Genomic DNA, 505 nt, shown 5'->3' with positions numbered 1-505 from the left:
CTTGATCTGCAAAGCCGTGGCGCGGCGACACTCGATTACGGTAACAACATTCGTCAGATGGCATTGGAAGAAGGCGTAGAAAATGCGTTTGATTTCCCAGGTTTCGTTCCTGCTTATATTCGTCCTTTATTCTGTGAAGGCATTGGGCCTTTCCGTTGGGCAGCTCTATCAGGTGATCCAGAAGACATTTACAAAACCGACCAAAAAGTAAAAGAGTTGATTCCTGACAACCCACATCTGCATAACTGGTTAGATATGGCGCGTGAACGTATTCAGTTCCAAGGTCTTCCGGCTCGTATTTGTTGGGTAGGTCTGAAAGATCGTGAGCGCCTTGGTCAAGCGTTCAACGAAATGGTGAAAAATGGTGAGCTGAAAGCTCCTATCGTTATTGGTCGCGACCACTTAGATTCAGGCTCTGTAGCAAGCCCGAACCGAGAAACAGAAGGCATGATGGACGGCTCTGACGCAGTATCAGACTGGCCACTATTAAACGCATTATTGAACA

The 505-nt window shown here is 47.1% G+C and carries 1 pseudogene; it reads left to right on the top strand.

What is annotated here, in order from left to right:
* Positions 1 to 505 (top strand): annotated as a pseudogene (locus R7044_RS28400) (urocanate hydratase); the annotation flags it as partial.

Source organism: Vibrio sp. 1402 (genome assembly GCF_033340275.1).
Note: the sequence above shows the minus strand (reverse complement) of the source record. Positions and strands in the feature narration are given on the sequence as shown.